This window comes from Haloferax sp. S1W (assembly GCF_044593955.1).
GTDB lineage: Archaea > Halobacteriota > Halobacteria > Halobacteriales > Haloferacaceae > Haloferax.
This window is the reverse complement of the sequence record NZ_CP172599.1, coordinates 1-19,840: the sequence shown is the minus strand read 5'-3', so window position 1 is coordinate 19,840 and position 19,840 is coordinate 1. Positions and strand designations below refer to the sequence as shown.

Below are 19,840 nucleotides of genomic sequence, written 5' to 3'. Positions count from 1 at the left end.
ATGTTGCCACCTGTTGGTTAAGATTGCCGATTGTAGAGTTGTCGAACCGGCTTCACACAGAACACGTCACTTGCCTCAACAGGAACGCTGTGACTACGGTCGGTCGCGAGCGAATCAGTCCGCGAAAGCCGATTGACCAACTCGTTGCGTACTGATTCCCGGCTGATTGTCGTCTCATGCCACCCCAGACGCTCGTCGTAATAGCGCTTGCAGAACGTCTCCGCAACGTCATCTGCTGCGATAAACTGGGTTCGTTTTGTTCCCCGCACGTTCGATGAGACGTACTCTGCACCGACGTCCTCGTGAGTAAGTTCGACGAGGACACACTCGACGAACGCGACAATGGAGGTGTGGTGGCGGTTATTTGGGACAGTCAGTCGGAGATTTGACCACGGGGACTTGGGTTGGTTCGAATTGTTCAGTGGTCTCTCGTTGCTACGTGAGTGTTGCTGTTGCTCAGAATGCATACGTTGTCTCTAGGGCGCACAAGTTGCCCCGTCACCCCTGACGGGGCTAAAAAACGATGACGGCTATCACATGTTACTCGGAGTTTCCGCTGAACAAGCGTCTCGTTCGGCCGAGTAGCGACGTATTGTCTGAGTTGTCTTCGCTGGCATTACTTTGGTGACCCTGTCCACGATCGTCCTCGTCGCTCTGACCCGAAGGCTCTGCACTGAGGTCCTTAACCTGGCTTTCGAGTTCTGCGATACGCTCGTCTTTCTGTTCAATCGTCGCTTCGAGTTCGCTGACACGGGTAGACAACAATTGGTTCTTCTCAAGGAGATAGGCGTTTCGACGACCAGGTTCGTCAGTATCCACGTCGGTGGTCTCAGGTTCGGTTTCAAGCTTCGATTGTGTCGATTCGTTTCTTGGACTGGGGTCGTAGTACTCCGACGTCGCCTGAATCGCTCGCTCAATGGTTTTCTCGCCGTACGTCGATCCGTCGGCGTAATGAACTTCGTCCCATTTCTCTCGAAGGAGTCCCGACTGTCGAAACAAGGTGTCTATCTGTGTCGTGTCTCCCCCGGTCCAGAAGGCCAGCAGACAACACAGCGCCATGTCTGCTTCCGAGTTGCTGTCGTAGCCAGCGGTGTTCCCGTTCCACAGGCGTTCGAATTTTGGGCCGTTCGAGGCGTTCTTTGCTTTCTTCAGTAACTCGTTGTCTTCGAGGTCGACTTCGGATGTGGTTTTGGCGACCTCCCTGACGCTCGTATGTTCGTCACGTTCGGGTTTTTCTTCCTCTGAGTGGAGTTGGACGTATTCGCGATGGATCGCTTCGAGTGCGTCCTGTCGTCTCTTGACTTGTCCAGGCGTGTTGTCGACGCGGTCGCCAGTGACGGTGAAGAAGCGAGCGGTGTCGTACAGTTCGATATGTCCACGTCGGTTCCGACCCTCGGGGAGGTCTCCGTTGATGAGCACGTGGTAGCCTATTCCCGAGGGTGAGATTTCCGTGTAAGAGTCGAGTCGGTCGATGATGTCCTGTGCATCGTCGTCAACGTCGCCGGTCTCTGGATCTCGACAATCGTCTAGGTCGACGCCGACGATTGGGTCCTCGGCGGTGAACACAAAGCCGATTCCATCTGCTCTCCCATTGGTCACGAAGTCGAGTGATGTTTTGAAATCTGACCATGTGTCTGAGTCCGTCGACGATGCGAATGACCCTTCTCCAGGGATCACCGGAATCTTCGTTTGCTTCCCGTCTCGTTTCTCGCTTCGCCAGCATACCCATTGGTCTCGCTCGACGAGTTCTGGTGGAAGATCCTCCTGTGTCACGAATGTGGTAGTTTCTTTCGTCATTGTCGATTCACGGTTGTGGCTGCGCGCCTCTCGCGCCACGATAAAATCTCCCGAGCAATTGCTCGCCCGTCTACGACGGCCACCCCCCACCCTATACTAGTCGTTTTTTGCCGTAACAGATTTTCAAATCTGCGAGTAGAAGACTCGTTCCGTGGTTGTACGCGATGTACGGCATTTTCTGAAGACCCAGTAGATGTAACGCCATTCTCGGATTTGCCGTAACGCGCCGCAGTCTTGCGTTTTTGCAGATATTGACGAACGAGTAGACGCCGTTGGCGTAACGGGGGAAAGAAACGCGGTAGAACGACACCAGAGGCCCCAGAAACCATGTTTTGACTGTGCATCACCTTTTACTCAGATTCTCCAGTGCAATGCCGTTGTAGCTGCGAACAACCTCGCCATTGCGGCGCTCAGTGGAGCGCTCAAACACTATCTGATTATTGAGACGTCTGCTAAACCAACTCTTTGAATCAGGGCTGATTTGGTGCTGCTCAGCCCACATTTCATACGTCGAATACACCTCTGCGGCAGGGACTGAACTATGCTCGTCTTCGACTATCCATTCAGTTACGAATTGTTCGACAACTGCGTCTGGGTCGTCTTTCCAACCGGGCTCCAGAGTAGGTTCTGAAGAGGTGTCCGAATGGGGTTTGGATTGCTCCCTGTTTTCTTTGGTTTCGGCTAGGTCTTCTGCATGGGCATTCTCAAGGAGCGAATCGAGTGGCTTCTGTGAACCACCATCGTAGACGACTGCTTCATCGTCTTCAGAGAGGATGACAGTAGCATAGTCGTCTGTATCGAACGTTGGATTCAGCAACTCATTTTCAGGGATGAACGGCTCTTTGATTTTCACCCATTCTGCCTCGAATGCACCCTTAGACTCGTAGACGTGTGTTTCCCCACGGCCATACACGAGGTATTTGTCGACTGCAGGGTCGTAGCTGTACGTTGCTGGTACGCGTTCTTTCGTAATCGAGGACCGCTCGGAGACTCGGAGATACTCTGTGCCGGACCCATCCCGGAGAACAATCGAATCATCCTCCAATGCCCACACAGTACGTCTCTGGTCGTCACCACCGTTCACAGGTCGAACTGCGGTGACACCGCCCTGTTCGGTCGCCCCGCCGTTGAACATGAGCGGCGAATCGTAGGTGTAGAACCACGTTTCACCGTTTGCGAGTTCTCGAACCGGTGGTGAAAGGATATTCTCGACTCGTTCTGCCCAGTACGTCTCTGTGTCTCCAGGTCGAACAACAAATACAGGGAATGAACCCTCTTCTTGCGCTTTCCGAAGGTTTGTGAGCACCTTTGCGGGCTTTCCAGGTGTCGACGTCTCAACCTCAATTGCGAACGCCTCCTCTAACTCGGGATGAGTCGCTCGTGCGTCAGGCTTCTCGCTTCCGTCCTGCGACAATATCGAGACGGTGAAGCCGAGTTTGGAGAGTTCTTCTTCGACCTCCAAGAGTGCTGCATCGTGGTCGTCTCCACCAGCGGACCGAACGTCACCCGTGTCTGGCGTCGAAACATCTTCACCCTCCTCACTCAACCGGATGATTACTTCGTCAGCGTCGATATCGACAGTCGTTTCGAGTAGTCGCGAGCGCTGTCGGATACTCGCTAACTCGTCGTACGATGGGACGTCGGCCTCGACCTCGGCGAACAAGCGTCGAAGTTCGTCGTCAACTACTTCGACTGCAACCCACCCGTTATCTTCACGAACATCTCGTTGGAGTTGGATACTCCGAACAACCTTCGCGAGAACGACGTCTAACTCAGCATCGGTGACAGTGAGAACCTCTCGGAGTTCTTCGGGCGTCTGTGTACTCGGGACTGATTCGTTGGAGACGCCAAATTCGTTCTCAGCGTGTTCATGCATCGATGAAAGCGTCTCTTTGAATTGCTCTTCTTCTCGCTCAGTAAGTGGGTAGTCGCTTTCTGGATGCCCTGCAGGGATTGGCAGTGGTTTGATGCTGAACGGATACGGTCCTGTCTCACCGAATTTGGGGCTGGGGAGGTTCGCAATCCACTCGCCACGAGGGAGCGACCGAATCCGGTTGGAGAACTCGCCAGGGTCCAACCCTTCGTGGGCCATCGCTCGGGCGAGTTCTCGGTCGACGTTAATTTGGCCGACAAGTGAGCTTCCGATGTTGTTCAGAGCGTTCAGGTAGATTTTCCGGCCACCTTCGGCCTCTATCTGCTCAGGGTACTGCATCGACAGCCCGACCGAGAGTCGGAATCCCCGCCCCTTTTCTAACAGATCGTTCATCAAGTCGGAGACAACGACCGAGGAGGCTTCATCGACGAGGAGATTAACGACATAGTCATCGGGATACTCGCTGACCTCGCGTTTCCGCTCTTTGAGTGCATCATCGAGATTCGAGAGAATCAGACCGGTCATGAGACGCGACGCATCATCGCGAAGGTCACCAAGGTCGAACAAGATAATCTTGTTCTCGTCGAGGACATCTCGGAAGTCGAATCGATTCTCTGTGTTGTTGAATACTTGAGCGAGATACGGGCGGTCAGAGATGTAGTTGAGTCTGTGGCCAACACCATCCATTACGGCTGAAAACGAACTCGGGTCTTTCTGGAGTTGCCGTCGGAGCGTTCGGGCCACATTCTCCTCACTCGATTGGGGGAGATCGTCGAAATTCGGGTTCGGCGGGCCTGCCTGTAGGACTTGATCAACGGCGTGCTCTAGCTGGCGATGTGCAAAGTAGTCAGCCGATTCTCGATACAGTCCATTCTCACGACCGTGTTCTTCATCGAATAGCGCCTTGATCAGCGTCCGAATCAACGTCGGAGAGACGACCGCTCTCTCGTAGCGCTCTCTGCCCACGACGAGTTTTAGGATTTCTTCGTAGTGCTCTGCTTTCCGCTGGACCGCATCTTCACGACGTCTTCCATTTTCGAGGGCAGGGCCAAGGTCGAAAAACGAGAACCCAGGGAGCACGTCTGGCATTGGAAAATGAATCACATTCTCTTCGAGGTCAGTTGTTCCGAAGCGCCGAGCGTGTGCTCGCATGTAGTTCTCGGCCATTCCGTCGCCTTTCGGTTCGACGACGATGACTGGTCCTTCGGTATTCTCGTGGAGCGAGAGAATTTCGTTGATGAAAGCCTTCGATTTCCCTGCACCAGTAGTCCCAAATCGGCCGTAGTGAGTTGGCAACAGATTTGGTGGGATGCACGTCGGGACGTCTTCGGGGTCGCCGTTCTCATCTAGCGCATATCCAATCGCCATCCCATCACGGAACTCTTGCATGAGGTCCTGATGAGGGCGTGGGAGTGGATTGCGACTCTGTTGTTCAGCACGAGTCCCCCGAGCGCCCTCCACGCTGAGTTGGTCACTCGACGGAACAAGCAAGAAGTTCGCTAACTCGTCGGCGTTCAGGATGAGGTCTGGGCGTGTCTTCCCACGACCTGTCTCTAACTCTCGGTCCAGAAGATTCCAGAGGTGTTTGCGGGCGTTCTTTTGCTTCGTTTTCTGACGCCACCCCTGTTCGTTGATTCGCTGTCCATCGAGGCCGTAGAACGGCCCGTCCAGTGGGTCGAACACTGGGAGAATTGACCCGATTTTCGAAGCCACATCACCGGTATCAGCGTCAGTTGGTGGAACAGCGACCGTCCGAAGGTTGACTGAATAGGTCTGCTTTGGACGCTTCGCAGTAATTCGGTCAATACGGTCTTGGACGCTGTCTGGTAGGTTGCGTTCTCGACGATGGCGTCTGTCTTCGTGTTCGTAATCGTCGAATTCGAAAATCGGGCCGATGTATCGCTGCCCGAATGTGTCTCGTCCATCTTTGAGATCTTCGACGCGCAGTTCGGCATCTGCTTTCCATTCAGGACGACGCTCGAAGACAACCTGAAATCCGATTGGATGTTCGAAGTCGCTCAAGTGGTCGATAAGTGTCGCTAACGGTGTAATCGTGATTTCGGCACCTGCGTCCTCTCCTGCAGTCGCCTTCGTGAACGGAACGAGCGTCGTCATCCAATCCCGCTTTCTCTCGGCAGTCCCCCGCCACTGGACGCCGACTGGCCGGAGTTGGTCTATCGACGGGCGAGCATAAACTGGGTCTGAGTCCACCTCGTGCTCCTGTTCATCGGACTCTGCCAAGTCATCATCTTCATCATGCTCGTCAAACTCATCCCATAGCTTCCCGGCTTCGAGTGCTTCCTCGAATTCTTCGCGAGTGTACTTCCGCTCAGGGATGAGTTTCTGCGCAGGGTCCAGTTCCGTACGCTCGATGTCGAACGTCGAGGGGTAAATCGACAGAAGCCGCGACTCAAGCGTGTCGAGGTGCTCAGTTGCCCCGTAGTAGAACTCGACTGGCCTATCGATTCCTTCACTTATCGCGAGGAATTCGAAGCGTGGTGGCTCAGAGGAGTTGAGTAGATTCAACTTGCCAAGCAGTCCGGTCTCCGAGGTCGTCGATAGCTTGTGAAGACTGCTGAGAACCTCGACAATACCGTTGGTCCCGAGTTCTTCGGACGTCGGTGTGACGCGAAGATACTCACGCTTCGTCATGGGTCACCCCCTGAGAACCACCGTCAGTTTTAGCGGAAACAGTGGTGTGTTCACTCGAAAGAGAGCTGTCTCGTAGTTTTTCACGGAGTGCCTGCACCTCTGGGTCAGCCGTGTCGCCCCCAGCACCCGGAAGCGACTCAGCAGACGACTCGGTTGGGTCGAAGTCGATGACTTGTTTCTCTTTGGGCATCGCCTCAACACGGATTCCACGCCACTCGCCGTCGACGCCGACGAGTGCCTCAGAATAGCCAGCATCCTCATTCCCGGGAATTGCATCCTGGACGAAGCGCATCTGGGCGTAATTCAGTCCGAACTCCTTAGCCCACGTTTCGTCCATCCCATCAAGATGGTGGAACTGCTTGACTGCACACTGGTCGAGGATCGCTTCGGACTCTGTGTGCTCGAAGAACTCGTCGACCGTCTGTGTGACTAACCGAATTGAGAGATTGTGGTGGCGGTGGTGACGGAACACCGTCTCCAAGAACGCTAGACTCGCGGCGTCCTGCATGATGTACCGTGCTTCGTCGATAACGAACACAACCTCCTTGTCCGTCTCTTTTGCCCGCTCATAGACGAGCGAAATGAGGAGTTGCATCGTCAGCGCCGTGCTGCTGTTGACGCTACCCTCTTGTTGGGCCAAATCAAGGTAGATTACCTTCTCGTCACGGATGTTGAAGTCCGACGCTCTACCGAGATTCGAATATCGACCCTCGTCTTCGAAGGGTCGAAGCTGGTCAAGAAGCCACGTTGCGTCGTCACGAAGTTTACTCGCTTCGGCGTCCGTCCGAACCACGAACTCTTCGGGCGATTCGACCATCTCCTCGAAGACGTCCATCATATCACGGACAGTCGGACTCGAATTCCCGTGTGTGGCAATGTCGTCAGTGATTCCTTGTCGTTCGTACGAACGCTTGAGACCGAGTTCGAGCGTTGTTCGTCGGTCACCGAGTGAGATGCCACGGAGTGCGAAGTAGTTCGTCAGGAAACTCATCGCGTCGTCGAGTTTCTCGTTGAACGGACTCGCATCCTCACCCATCGCCCGCTGAACGTGCTCGGGAGTCTGGCGAATCTCTAAGGGGTTCAGTCCGAGTGTCCCACCAACCGTGATTCGCTTCGCGTTGAGTGCTTCAGCGACACCAGCCCAGTTGTTGAGCGGTTCGAGGATGATTCCGATTCGGTCCTTACTCTGCTCGATAGACCGGATGAAGTTCTGCTTCGACCCAAAAGACTTCCCAGAGCCGGTGTCCCCCACCGTGAACATCGCATAGCCGTTGTCACGAGCGAACGGGTCAATGACGACCGGACTATGCGTGTCTTTGTGGATTCCGAACTCGACGCCGCCCTCTTCGAGAATCGTTGCATTGTGTGGCGATGCAAGGAGTGCTCCAACAGCCCCACCAAGGGCAATTGACTCTCGGCCAAAGACATTGTCACCGATCGGTGCTGCAGATTGTATTGCCAAATCCTGTTTACAGATGGCCGTCTTTGGTGTGAGACTGGCTGGCTCATCGCGGAGTGCACTCTTCACACTCTGGACGGCGTCACGGAGTTCATTCTGTGTGTCAGCGCGAACGGTGACGAAGAGCGCCTGGTCGAAGACACTGGTTCCACTCTCAACAGCGTTGTACGTCGCAGCGGCTTGGTTCGCGCGCTGTTGGAGGTAGCCACTTCGAACACTCTTTTCGAGGTCAGCGTCGACCTGGAGGTCATCAGCGATGTCTTGGAGTTCGTTCAGAGCACGCCGCTGGTTCTTTGGCCGGATGTGGGCTGTGAGATCGAACTCGACGTCTGTCAGTTGGAACAGGTCGCTGAGGTAGCCGTCGTTCGGGTAGTCCGGGTAGTCGGTAATGGAGAGCGTCGTTGTCCACTGCTCGCCGACATGGGCTGCACGGGTTTCCCACTCGACAGCGGCGGGTGCAATCGTCGTCTTGTGCGATTCTGCGATGTCATCGAGGAGTTGCCCCTCGCCGTGGCCCGTCTCCAGTGTCTCCTCGTCAAGCACATCCGAGAAGTCAACTTCAGGCTCTTCCTCAGTGTTGCGGCGTTTCCACGCGAGGATGCCGATCAGACCGACTGTGAGTAACCCAGCGGCATAGAGCATCGCACCCACCGGCGACGTCGGTTGTTGAAGCCATTCGAGGGTCTGGCTGATGAGTTCACTCTCGGTCTGGAGGGTGAAACTACGCATCGAAACCATCCTCCCGGCGAGAACTCCCGATAATCGGTTGGTCTCGAATCACTCGCTTGGGGTTGTCGTAGTCGTGCTCGTGGCCGTTCCAGAAGTCCATCGTCAACACGAACAACTCGACAGTGCTGAGTCGACGAGCGGACCATCCCGATGCCTGCTGGATGAATCCCGACTCGATACTCGCAATCTTGCTATCGAGCGTTTCAAACATACGAGCACGTTGTTCGGCTTCTGAGAGGTCTTCGCGGCGAGTGACGAATGGATTGAACAGGAACCCAATGACGGGGAGATCGGTCAACTTCTCTGCAGGGGTTCGCTCGTCGTCGGAACGGTCATAGACTTCGAGCGGGGACGCTTCGACACCGATAAAGAAGCGAATCTGTTGGGTCCCACGCTCTCGCATCGCCCGTGGACGCCTCTCTCGGTACTCTTCGAGGAGTTCGCGGAAGATTGGGTTTCGAGAGACGTCTTCGTCAGAAAGACGCTGTTCGATGTTTTCGGTGAGTTGCTCGACCGGGAACGACCGTGTCGTCGCGTGGAACTTGAGCTTCGAGTCGAGTTCTTTATTCGCGAACTCGGCACCAGCTTCCTGCAGCCCGGCCCAATCATCGGACATGGCGAAATCCATGTTTCCGGGGTTGATTTCGATGAACGCCTCCATAGCACCGTCCGATCGCTGTATGGCACCTGCACCGGGCCACGCCCGTTCAACGTTGGTGAGGTCCTGTGTTCGCTCATCGGGAGTGAACGGGGTGTAGTTCGCGAGGCCACCATCGTTTCGAGCAGAGTTACCCTCCGATTCGGCTGCGCTGAACGTTCGACGCGGTCGCTTCGCATACCGATACACGTCCTTCGCCCACGTCCACGCATTGAGGTGGCCAGGAGCGACGTACACGATAGCTGCACCCAGTCCAAGTCCTCCAGCGATGAGTGGGAGTGAGAGTGAGTCGATTCCGAGGAGGCCGGCGATGAACAGCCCCACGAGTGGGAAGGCGATGAGGACGCCGACGTCTCCCTCCTCGACATTGAGGAATGGAATGCGGCTCTCCTCACCGAATTGGTCCATGATACGGCGTGCTGCTGCGTCTGAATCTGTCGACATGATGAATTAGGAATTGTAGTTGTGCGGGTCGTTCTCGGTTCGACGATACGAGGTTGTGTTCTGGGTGTCTGAGCCGTCTTCAGTCCGAGCGGCCGCTTTCTGTGCAATTGTATGGCCAGCGGCTGCCTTGGGACCCCAGCGAGCGGCGGTTGTGGCGACTCCAGCGCCTCCGACGTAGGCACCAGTCGCGACGCTTCCAACGACCACTGCGCCTCTGCTGGCCGTTCCAATGGCCTTCGCAGTCAGGGGCGTTGCGTAGGAGAACGTCTTCCACGTCAGGTAGAGTGCAATGACGGGGAGTGAGACGGCGACGAGATATTGAAGAAATGCAGTCGCTGGCGAGAACGTCCCGCTAGCGAATAGCAGGTCGTAGCCTTTGAACACGACTGCTGCCGGGAGTGGGAGGGCGACTAATGGAACGAATCGTTTTGCAAAGCCGGTCGCGATGTCAGAGAGAACGGGGATGTTTCCGTACCCGAGCGCGATGGCAATCGGCATCCCATAGACGTAGACGTACAGCAAGATTTCTCGAATGAAGAAGAGGGCCTCGATTGCCCACATCGAGATTCCACCGATTGCTGCAAGCAGGAGTCCCAGTACAGGGTTTAGACTGATTGTGCTCAGGGACCCGACCATCACCCTCGACAGAGTTGTGAGGGATGGAAAGAGAGCAATCGTAAACCCGTCTACAAGATACAGAGAGATGGCACCAACCCAGTACCACGATATGATGAAAACCGCACCAGTCCAGGCATTCTTCTTCGTTTTTCGGGCCTCATAGGTACTCCCCATATTGAAAATACGAATCACGTGTCGACCCTGGACGCTCATCACGAGAAGCAACAATGCGATGAGCATGATCTCACCACCAACAAGTGCTTCCCGAATCTGAATCCAGGGACTGTTCAACGGGGTGCCGAACACAAACGCACCGTTCGTCTCTGGGGTTGGTGTGCCGAATAGTTCGGCAGAGAGAGTATTGTAACCGGTTTTAACGCCATCAACGAACAAACTCGTGAGCCACTCAATGACGTCTTTGAAGCCCTCTAAAACGACATCTATCAAGTCAACCATGATTAGACCTCGTTGATTGTGACCTTGCAGTCGGTCATGGTGTCCGAGCCAGAATATTCGATATTGAATTCCTTCGATAACTCGTCACCAGAAACTCGGGAACCAACGTGGGCAGAAAACGTGCCAGCGTTCGTGTCCACACTGCAGCCCATAGCATCGTCTCCAATCTTTGCACTAAATGGCAGAGAATTACTGTACACATCTCTGGTCTCGCCAGCCGGGATGACTACCTCATCAACTTCATAGAGACCCTCATTCCGTGGATTCTCAACTGGGTTAGGCACATCACCCGAGAAACGAAGTGAGATTACCGCGTCTGGGCCAGTTCCAGAATTGTGGACTGAAACAAACGCTTCACTGTCTTTGATTCGATTCGTCTCACTCTCACCGTAGATCTCGTCCCACGGCTTGTCGGGATTGTTTCTGAAGAGGCCAACATCCACAATCTCGAGTTCGGGGCGAACCTCAAGACTCGTCTCGTCGACAGTGTCCTCACCCTGTACTGCTAACACACGGTATTCGCCGGGGTCGTACGCAGTCCCAATCTCGAATGAAACCTGTCGAACACCGGCAGCAACCTCGCGTCGTCCGAACAACTCGCCATTCGGTTGAATGAGATTGACCTGCTCTACGTCAGCCTCAGAACCAAGCTCAACAACAAGTGAGGTTCCCTCGAGAGCGACTCGGTTCAGGACTCCCTGGCCGTCAGAATCGTCATTCGCGGTGGTAGTCCCATCACTGGCATCACCACTGCCGTTGAGACAGCCAGCAAGACTAGCGAGTGAAAGACCTGCTGCAGTTTGGAGGACGGTACGTCTATTGAAATGTGATTGATCTCGGTTCATGGATATCGTTCAGAATCATCTCGTGGTCCGAAGAATCGGAGGACGCGCTTTCCGGCGTAGAACATCACTGCGAACGGGATGAATTGCCAACCGACCTCGACGAATAACGCAAACCACCCATCGAGTGTTCCGAGTGGGTGCCATCGGGCAGTGTCCGTATCAGAAACATACGCGGGGTTAGCCACAAGCCACGTACTGGGGTGGTAGCGTGCTGTGTAGAATCCCGGTTGGTCAACCGTCACGACCGCAACGCCAGACTCGTTCGTCCGAACTCGCTGGTCGGCAATCGTGATGTGCCCACCCCCGGGTTCGCCATTGAGTGTTCCCTGGCGTACGTCAGCTGTGAGGTCAATCGGTGTACCCGTCTCGTTGTCCCGAAGCTCAACTCGGATTGTTGCTTGGTCGTTCGTCTGGTCGATTACCTCAGCAGTCAGCCGGCTTTCACGGAGGTCACGCTCTGGACCACCACCAACGTCTGAGACGGAGGGGGTGGCATTGATGCCACGGACGATGCCTGCAACACGAAGTGCATCACGGTCGACTTCGTCTGTCCGAACAGCTAGGCCGTAGGTGGGCGTGTACGACTGATCGACGACTTCGACAGAGACAGTATCTGCAATAGTGGACTGTGGACTCGTGCGCTCTTGGCCCCACGAATCGATTATTGTCGGTCCATTACGAATTGGTTCAGTCCGTGGGCCAATTCGTGACGGATACGCGTGGACATACACCGGAAGGGCATCCGAAGCAACTTCCGTCTCGTTCGACTCAGTTGCTCGAACGAGAGAGTCCCATCGAGGGTCACGAGCGGTGTAAAAGCGCCAGACTCCCCGAACACTCGACTCACCATCCTCGGTGAGCGTGTACCCCTGCCATGGCCGTGACTGGAAGATGGCAACGCCAGTGTCACCATTGGGATACTCGGCGTAGTAGGAGTACGCCCGCAGATTGTAAACTTCTACGTCGACCGAATCAGAGACAGTAATCGTCTCACCCGGGTACGTGACCTCTGTCTGGGTTCGGTTGCCGATTGCTGTCTCGGTCGTCTTCTCAAGTTGGACTTCGATGTCGGCTTCGAGTGTGAGCGCCGTACTCCACGCCTCGTCGAGTTGGTAGTCGAGTTCGGGCGTATGAGTTCCCGAAGACTGGGCGACGACTTCGTCACCTGCTTTCAGCCGAACGTCTGTGATTTCGTCGTCGACGAGTGACCACGAGACATCCGAGTTGTTCGATTGGCCCCCGTTCGGGATGCGAACACGATAATCGACGAATCCACGAACAGTGCCGTCGGGAGCGACGTAAAGCGGCGTGTCGCCTGCTTCGAGATGTCCCCGCGTGGACGGGTGGACAGCGAATAGTGTCGCGTGTGCGTCCTCGATGAAGACGCCATCATCGAGAGAAGCGTGCTCTGGGTGCAGCGACGTCTGTGAATCGCCGGCTTCCAAGTCACCGAAATCATTGCGTGTCCACGTCGCTGCGGTTGCCGGCGGGCGTGTGAACGTGATGTCCGTGCCGTTTGCGAGTTGGTGGATTGCAGTTCGGTTCTCGCCGTAACGTTGGCGGTACTCGGTCTCGTTCATGTAGTCGTCAGAGTCACGAGACCACAGCGTCGCCGATTCGTTCTCGGTCAATCCGTTGTCTTCTGTTCCCGGACGTGGTGGGGTTGCAGTCACAAGCCCCGCGATGCTACTCACTACGAGAAGGCAAGCAACCACAACGGACCACACATCAGTACGCATCAGAGCAATTCGGGGAAGTGTATCTCCGAGTTACCAGGGTGCGAGGTCAACACACTGGGCCATCGGTAGCCCCAACATCGAGCCAACAACCGTGTACAGCGGTCCGAGCACGGCGAGGATGAGCGCGGATTTCAACGCTGCGAGTTTGTGGCGCTTGAGGCTCTTCTTTTGGTCGTGACTCATCGTGAATACCTCGGCAAGGGAGTCGGCCTGCCAGACAATGACGAGTCCAATAATACCGAGAGTGGTGCTTATCTGGAAGAAGCCCTCGATCATCCCGGGGAGTTTGTCTGCACTGCAGATGACACCCTGCTGTGCTGCGGCAGGTTGTGCGAGCAAAACTATGCTCAAGATGGCAGTCGTCGCGATGACGCGGCGAGCCGAACCAAACCGAGTCGGTTCTTGAGTTGAACTTGAAACTGTATTGGGAGCGTTGTTGTCTGATTTGAACATGTACATCGAAATTTTACGAGCCTATCCCAAGGCCCGATTCTCAACAATGTTGAATTCAGGCAACGATTAAATTCTGTTGGTTAAGAAAATTGTAGATAGAATACTAATATCTAGAATTTTTCTAGATTTAAATACAAGAGTTAATTGGCATGCGTCACGGAGATCACAGAGCCAAACCCGGCTCGGATTCCCCCCTTATTCGACCCATGTGAAATTAGCGTACTACTGTGATGTCGACATTCGGTCAGGAGTTTCGAAGGTCACACACCACATTTCATCTGTTCTTCGACGCGAACCCGGAGTGAATAAGAGGCCAAACCTGATCCACCATGTTTGTTCTACTGAATCAGAACAGTACTAGACACCCAGTCAGCAATCACGGGTCGAGTGACCCGTGTTACTCTCCGTTGAACCGTATAGAAGATTCCGTATGTGTTCGGGTGCGCAATCACCAGTCGTCGACATCCACCCCAATCTTGCGCTTCTCACGTACCATTTCCGCCAATCGATGCTCCTTATATTCTTGAATCATCTCGTGGAGGAGCTCGTCGTAGGTTTGCCCAGCTTCCTCATTTCCGTGAGTTCCCGTCATCGCTCTTCGGTGACAGGGATACGCTTTTCGGTGCTCATGTACAAGGCTTACAGTCCTTACAATACATGTCTTCCTCAAAGCCCATGCAAAGTGGTGTGTGCTATCGCTCTTGGCGAGAAACGACGAAAACGAATAGTCGTGTACCCATGATTGACAACAAATAATCAGATTCGTATCCTCAGCTTTCCTGAATCGGTTAACTTGCAGGGGGTGTCAAATACGGGCTTCACTACGGTCGGAAGGGAGGTGACGATCCTATCGTTCGCTACGAAAACCATCACGGTGTACACGAACGACACGAGGGGGGATACCGTCGAAGAAATTCTATTCCCTGAGGTGAAACTTCCTCGGGGTCGACCCCCGATCACTCTCTCTGTTCCGCCTATAGAAACACACCAAAAACCAGTAACGGTTATCTACACCAACAAACCATGACCGAAAACACACTCACCGTCCGCGTCGAATCGAACGACGAGTTCTTCGACCGTGCACTCGAAGCCGGAGCGAAAGTCGACGCTGGTGAACTGACTGATGGCCACACTGGCGTCTCACTTCAAGACGAGACTACACTTGCACGTGTCCTAAGCGAGAATAATCTCGAGCTCATCCGAACTACTGCCCGCAAAGAGCCGCAGAGTCTCCGTGAACTCGCGCGTCTCGTCGATCGTGACATCAAGAGCGTCTCGAACGCTATCAGCGACCTCGCTCAACTCGGACTTGTCGAGTTTAAGCAGGATGGCCAATCAAAGCGGCCGGTTGTCTGGTACAGCAAAATCCACGTTGAGTACGACCTTGGCGTTGGAAGTAGTTGAGGCTGTTTTCAGCGCCAGAGCACACCGAATTTCCATTGTAAGTCATAGAACTTGCTACTATGAGGGATTACTCGATGAACACCAGTTTTCCGTTTCGACATCCACCCTACTAGACTTCTGGACGGGGCGCGTTCTCGTACTTGACCATCTTCTCGGGTTTGTCGGAGATGGTCTCGTAGATCTGCTGGAGCGTCTCCTCAGCGGCGAGCAGATTGTGTTCCTCAAGGAATGTTCGACCGTCCTCGGTCAGGCCGTAGAACTTCCAGGGATAGCCCTGTCGGCGCTGGTCGTCGTCGAGTGCGACTTCTTTGACGATGCCGGCGTCGATCAACTTCTGGATGTGCTTGTAGACGGTGGCATCGCTGACGCTGGGGTTGAGCTCCTCGAGTTCGTACATCGAAGGCAGCTGCTTGGGATGCTGCAGGATGTTATTGACGAGCGCGAACCGCGTCTGCTGGGTGACGAAATGGATGAGTTCACGGGACCTCTCCCCGCCAGCAGTTCCCAGATCGGTACTCATACATCACAGTTCACACTCTGACGCAAAGTAGTTTACCCTTGAGTAAATCACTCTGAGGTAAACCAAAATGGATCTGAATGAGTAAATTACTCCATAAACCGTATTACTCGTCCGAGAGAGGAACCATATATGCCCGATGAGGAGTCGCCCGTCCCTGAAGAGGTCCTCACGAGTGCGAAGGAGCAACTCGATGAGGAAGAGATCTCACTGGCGGACAACGAAGAAATCCTCCACGCACTGAGCGAGTTGACACCTGTCTACGAGAACGACCGTTCGTACTTCGTACTCGGGAACTACGACCGGGAACCAATTCGTCGGCTGAACCTCGTAGTTGACCGTCTCAACCGACGCACTGACGCGTACGCCTTCCGGATGGTCGATATTCGGGGCGAGTGGGATAATAGCATCCAGAAGTTCTGCCTGATTGCCGATATCGTAACGTATCTTGTTGGTGTCGCTGAGAAGGACCCGAGCGACTTCCTTGTCGAACAGGGACTACTCGTTGGTACGACTGAATACTTCTCGAAGAGCCACGTCCTCAAGCGGGAGTATGAAGACGAGGAGCATCCGTTCGGATGGATGCAGGACGGCGTCTTCGAACTGTTCGAACAGGAAGGTCGACTGTACCGATGGTGGACCGAAGAGGACCTTGTTGACGTGACCAAGGAACTCCCGTGACGAGGAACGGAATCACCATTCTCGACCGAATTACTCGGAGCAGGGCGACGCAAACTGTCCGAGAAGCAGTTGCAAAGCGAGATGACTTGCGGCTGTTTGGTTTAGATGACATAGCCAATAACGTGTAACTCACAGCTCTTGGAAGTCTGAGGTGCAAGTATCCGAATGGTTCACCAATTATTCTCGGTGGCACTCGAATCGACCAAACAACTTTGCTGTGGCACCGTGTGGACACTACTGGAGACAGACTGTGTCACATGCGTCTCCACAATCTCCCCATGACGAATGATTCGACGACGCTTGGTCGATGTCCTGATTGCGGTGAAGAGATTGAGGCATACCAGTCGATAATTGAGTTCGAAGATGGCGATGGGTCAACTGGCGTTTTCGCTGAGTGCTATTCCTGCGACGAGGTCGTCCGACCAGAGTGACGAACTGGCGCTACTTGTTCACGAGGAAGTCTAGGCTTGCGTCCGGATGTTGGTCGATTCCTCGCAGCATGTGTAACGTAGCGCGAAACTTGTTGATATACCAGTTTCGAGTAGCGTTACAACCAGAGGAAAACGGGAAGTCGGCATCAGCAGTTTAACCAACAAAATTTTTGATTAGCCCTTGTGTTGGTTAACACGAGGCAGCTGCCGATGTCCTACGAACCACCGACGCCGCCGACGAGCCTCTCCACAGAAGTCGTCGACGCCCTGAATAACTTATCGCCGAACAGTCTTCGAGACGTTGCCCGCTATGCCGAAGAACTGGCCGAGCACAAGGAGCGCGAGGCTCGTCTTGAGGAAGAGCCACCGAAGAGTGAACTCGAAGAACGGTCGAACGACCTTCCAGACGATGTCCCCACGAAGGCGACAATCACCATCAAAGAAATCAACGACAACCGCTACTACTACTGGCAGTGGAGAGAGGGAGACAAAATCAAGTCTAAGTATAAAGGACCAGTCAATTCCGGTGAATAGGAAGGGCAACTTCCATGAGATCAAGGGCCACCACACCCCGTGTGCGAAGTGAATTTTCTCAAAACCCGTGGACCCCGTGTGAGAGATGAATCGAATGACAGGTTGAGAGGGGCGACACCCCATGTGCGAAATGAAATTTTGCATATGAATGTCATACACATCTAGTAAATCAAACTATTCGTCAGGGAAACCCCACACACCGTGTGCGAAATGAATTCGACGCCGTCGTCGCCGTCTTTTCGTGTTATTTTCCTTCAAAGAAATCCGTTATCTGAGCATTGACAACAGATTTGATAAGGTCTCCTTCTTGTTCGACCTCTTCGAGTCGGAAATCGGCCTGAAGTGTCTCGGCAACCACTTCTGGGTCGTCGACGAAAGTGTACTCCTTGTGAACCCCGCTCCCATAACCTCGTCCTCGTTTCGCCGATGTGACGAAGTTGTAGGTTTCAGCTTCACTCATATACCGTAGATAGGAGTCGCGCGACTTTTCGTCAGCGTCCAACAGGTCAGTGAGATACTGATAGACGCGGTACGCAACCGTACTTGGAACGGCGTTCAGGTTGCGCTGGGAATACACAGGGACGATAGCGGTTGCGTAGAGTGAGAGCTTCTTTTGCGTTGACAGCCCCTGCATCTGGGTTAACGTGCGGTCCCTTTCGGCTTCTGTCTGGGCGTCGCGAACGTGGTCTTCACGAATCGTATCTTCACCCGCGCGATCCGCAATCTCACCGGCCTTTCTGAATAGATCGATTGCTTTTCGAGCGTCCCCGTGGTCCTGGGCAGCGAATGCTGCACTGAGCGGAATAATACCGTCCTCGAGGACATCGTCTTGAAATGCGTCACGACGTCTTTCAAGAATCGACTGGAGTTGATTCGCGTCGTAGTCAGGGAAGACGACGTCTTGCGGGTTAAATGAACTCTCGGCTCGCCCGTCCAGGTCCTCCATAAACCGAGGATCGTTCGTGAGTGCAGCGACGGACACGTGCCCCTCAATCCGACCGAGTTGAGAAGCGCGCGACAGCTGGTAGAGCAGTTTCGAATAGGCCGGTTCGTCGTTCGGATCTCGTTGTCGACCAACTAAGAGGTCGACCTCGTCGAGAATGACGATAACCGAGTCGAAATTGTTGCTCAAAATCTCGTAGAACCGATTGAGCTTCTGGTCTGTCGAGATGCCACTCTGTGGGATGTTGACGTCAACACCAGCTTCGTCAGCTGCGTTCTTGGCCAAGCGATACACAGCACGGTCATGAGATTTGATTGTCTGGCAGTTGATTTTGATGACGCCAAAGCGGTCACCTTGTGAGTTCGCGAGTTCGAGTACTTGCTGGCAGACTGCGTTGATGATGAGCGACTTTCCGGTGCCCGATGGACCATAGAGCAGCATATTTGGAGGCCGATTGCCCTGTAGCGCCGGTCGAAGGTAGGTGATTATATCATCTAGCTGGTCATCGCGACCGACGATCCTGTCCTCGTCGATGACAGCATCAGGGTCGAGAAGCCCTTTGTCTCGAAAGACAGAATTCTGAACCCCCTGTTGAAGACGGCCTTTGATAGATTCTGAGAGAGATTGTTGATCGTCACCGTCAGCCATATTTGCGGGATTACGTCGAAGGTATAAATAGATATGGGAGACCGTGTGCGAGATTAAATTCAGTGAATTCAGTCGATAGAGACGATTTCAAATGGGGTGGTTGGAAATGTCGGTTGACCGTGGGCGAAATCAATTCCCCAGAGACACCCCGTGTGCAAGATGAAATCAGGTATGTCGAAGAAGTCGGTCCGACTCAATCAAATTCTATCGAACCCCCCTCCGTGTGCGAGATGAAAATCGAACGTGGGAAATGGTTGGATAATGTTGGCGACTTAACCAACAAATCACACTGAAGCCCTCAAAGACGAGGCAAATGTACCCCCACACCCCGTGTGCGAGATGAATTTAGAGAGGAGGTTGGCAAGTGTGGGCGGAGAAACAACGACAGAATAGATGGTAGAAGCTGTGAGAGGACGTATACACGGAAGAACAGCACTGTGTATAGAACGGATGTATTGCGAGGGAAGCAGTTCTATCACAAAACAAACTGTTTTGTTTTAGCCGACTCTAACCCCATTACGGACTCAGTTGACAAGGTATCTATATAAAAATTTCTCTAGACATAGACGTTCTCTAATTTCGTCTTCTCGACTTCTCTCTCGCACAAAATCGTCTGCTTTGCTCGTCTTCCATCTTCTCTTGCCAATTACCCCTCTCATCTTTTTCTGGATTTCATTTCGCACACGGGGTGTGGGGGTTCCGATTTTAACGTGAGTCTGTAACTCGCGGGCAGTTCTGTGACGTGAAGGGCAACAAGCGACTTGCTCATCCTTCTCTCGCAGTAGGCAATGAATGAAGTGACCGAGAGTGAAAGATGCTCTTCCCTTGCAGATGGTTTCGATGAAGACACACCCCTCATCAAGACTGTAAATCGGATGGATGCCAATATTTGACCACCCCTCGTCCAGAGTGAAACAGAATGGGAATCTGGGGGATTAGAGGTGAACTGTACGATCTGT

Annotated in this window: 13 protein-coding genes; 3 read left to right on the top strand and 10 right to left on the bottom strand. The window is 53.9% G+C overall.

What is annotated here, in order from left to right; genetic code table 11:
- Window positions 1–540 precede the first annotated feature (540 nt).
- The 8 genes from ACH9L7_RS19550 to ACH9L7_RS19515 form a co-directional block, all read right to left on the bottom strand.
- Window positions 541–1,797, bottom strand: coding sequence for a hypothetical protein (locus ACH9L7_RS19550; protein ID WP_396613995.1), 1,257 nt, complete (start codon window positions 1,795–1,797; stop codon window positions 541–543).
- Window positions 1,798–2,140: 343 nt separating this feature from the next.
- On the bottom strand, window positions 2,141–6,322 hold the full coding sequence (locus tag ACH9L7_RS19545) for a conjugal transfer protein (RefSeq protein WP_396613994.1): 4,182 nt from the start codon (window positions 6,320–6,322) through the stop codon (window positions 2,141–2,143).
- A complete protein-coding gene (locus ACH9L7_RS19540; protein WP_396613993.1) occupies window positions 6,309–8,510 on the bottom strand; it encodes a VirB4 family type IV secretion system protein in 2,202 nt (733 codons plus the stop codon). The genes ACH9L7_RS19545 and ACH9L7_RS19540 overlap by 14 nt, the downstream gene beginning before the upstream one ends.
- A complete protein-coding gene (locus tag ACH9L7_RS19535) occupies window positions 8,503–9,612 on the bottom strand; it encodes a hypothetical protein (RefSeq protein ID WP_396613992.1) in 1,110 nt (369 codons plus the stop codon). The genes ACH9L7_RS19540 and ACH9L7_RS19535 overlap by 8 nt, the downstream gene beginning before the upstream one ends.
- 6 nt (window positions 9,613–9,618) lie before the next feature.
- A complete protein-coding gene (locus ACH9L7_RS19530) occupies window positions 9,619–10,686 on the bottom strand; it encodes a hypothetical protein (protein ID WP_396613991.1) in 1,068 nt (355 codons plus the stop codon).
- A gap of 2 nt (window positions 10,687–10,688) precedes the next feature.
- Window positions 10,689–11,531, bottom strand: coding sequence for a hypothetical protein (locus ACH9L7_RS19525; protein WP_396613990.1), 843 nt, complete (start codon window positions 11,529–11,531; stop codon window positions 10,689–10,691).
- Window positions 11,528–13,270: a hypothetical protein gene (locus ACH9L7_RS19520; RefSeq protein ID WP_396613989.1), complete on the bottom strand. Its 1,743-nt coding sequence runs from the start codon at window positions 13,268–13,270 to the stop codon at window positions 11,528–11,530. The genes ACH9L7_RS19525 and ACH9L7_RS19520 overlap by 4 nt, the downstream gene beginning before the upstream one ends.
- Window positions 13,271–13,300: 30 nt before the next feature.
- On the bottom strand, window positions 13,301–13,723 hold the full coding sequence (locus ACH9L7_RS19515; RefSeq protein ID WP_396614018.1) for a hypothetical protein: 423 nt from the start codon (window positions 13,721–13,723) through the stop codon (window positions 13,301–13,303).
- A gap of 1,023 nt (window positions 13,724–14,746) precedes the next feature.
- On the opposite strand from ACH9L7_RS19515, the gene ACH9L7_RS19510 reads away from it, so the two are divergent.
- Entirely contained in the window at window positions 14,747–15,127 is a 381-nt protein-coding gene (locus tag ACH9L7_RS19510; RefSeq protein ID WP_396613988.1) for a MarR family transcriptional regulator, read from the top strand.
- A gap of 109 nt (window positions 15,128–15,236) precedes the next feature.
- Here the strand turns inward: ACH9L7_RS19510 and ACH9L7_RS19505 are convergent, their stop codons facing one another.
- On the bottom strand, window positions 15,237–15,647 hold the full coding sequence (locus ACH9L7_RS19505; protein ID WP_115820136.1) for a MarR family transcriptional regulator: 411 nt from the start codon (window positions 15,645–15,647) through the stop codon (window positions 15,237–15,239).
- 129 nt (window positions 15,648–15,776) lie between these two features.
- Here ACH9L7_RS19505 and ACH9L7_RS19500 point away from each other — a divergent pair, with 129 nt between their 5' ends.
- Window positions 15,777–16,325, top strand: coding sequence for a hypothetical protein (locus ACH9L7_RS19500; RefSeq protein WP_115820209.1), 549 nt, complete (start codon window positions 15,777–15,779; stop codon window positions 16,323–16,325).
- Between the two features lie 641 nt (window positions 16,326–16,966).
- The gene (locus ACH9L7_RS19495) at window positions 16,967–17,290 is read left to right on the top strand and encodes a hypothetical protein (protein ID WP_396613987.1); all 324 of its coding nucleotides are present in this window, start codon (window positions 16,967–16,969) and stop codon (window positions 17,288–17,290) included.
- A gap of 244 nt (window positions 17,291–17,534) precedes the next feature.
- On the opposite strand, the gene ACH9L7_RS19490 is transcribed toward ACH9L7_RS19495, so the two are convergent.
- Window positions 17,535–18,881, bottom strand: a complete 1,347-nt coding sequence (locus ACH9L7_RS19490; protein WP_008322119.1) for an orc1/cdc6 family replication initiation protein — start codon at window positions 18,879–18,881, stop codon at window positions 17,535–17,537.
- Window positions 18,882–19,840: the final 959 nt, after the last annotated feature.